We start from the raw sequence: 676 nt of genomic DNA on the forward strand, positions 1-676 counted from the left end.
GATTTTGGGGAATTTTGCAAAGGTCTCTATTTGCGTTATTTTTTGTGCTCCTTGCATCTTATCTGAATGATGTATATGTACAACATATTTTCATGATATGTGAAAAATCTATACAGAATACTTGCATTTAAATTTCATTTTTTTACAATGGAGGGTGCAACTTTCTTCAAGTGACTATCACCGTTAAGACCATGCGGTGTCCCTTTTTCAGTTTACGGGGAAAGAGAAGCTTGAATAACGTCCTTACACCCACCACAAAAAGGTAAAAAACATGAAAAAATTCAACGTTAAAGCATTGAGTATGGCTATTGCGGCAGCTGTGATAAGCAGCGCAGCGGGCGCGGCTGATAGCTCAGACCTGTTGTTGAAAACTAAGGAGCTGGAGCAGGCAGTTAATGGCTTTGCTGCCGGCAGCAACTTCGTCGCTACTAATGAAGATGGCAGCAAAACCGTCCGTAAAGCTACACAAGCAGATGTTGAAGCTGACGGCTTTGGCGGATTGGGTTTGAAAGAAGTTGTAGCTGCACACGATGAGGCATTGGGTGACTTGACTGAAACCGTCAACGACAACAGCGAAGCATTGGTAAAAACTGCAGAAGTTGTTAACGCCATCAGCGCAGATGTAAATGCTAATAAAGCAGCATTGGAAGAGCAAAAAGAAGCTAACGAAGGCTTC

The 676-nt window shown here is 42.5% G+C and carries 1 pseudogene; it reads left to right on the top strand.

Annotated features, from left to right (window positions below):
- Window positions 1-271: 271 nt before the first annotated feature.
- Window positions 272-676, top strand: a pseudogene (locus HMPREF3047_RS11535) (outer membrane insertion C- signal); the annotation flags it as partial.

Source organism: Neisseria sp. HMSC075C10 (genome assembly GCF_001815615.1).
In the GTDB taxonomy this organism is placed as follows: domain Bacteria; phylum Pseudomonadota; class Gammaproteobacteria; order Burkholderiales; family Neisseriaceae; genus Neisseria; species Neisseria subflava_A.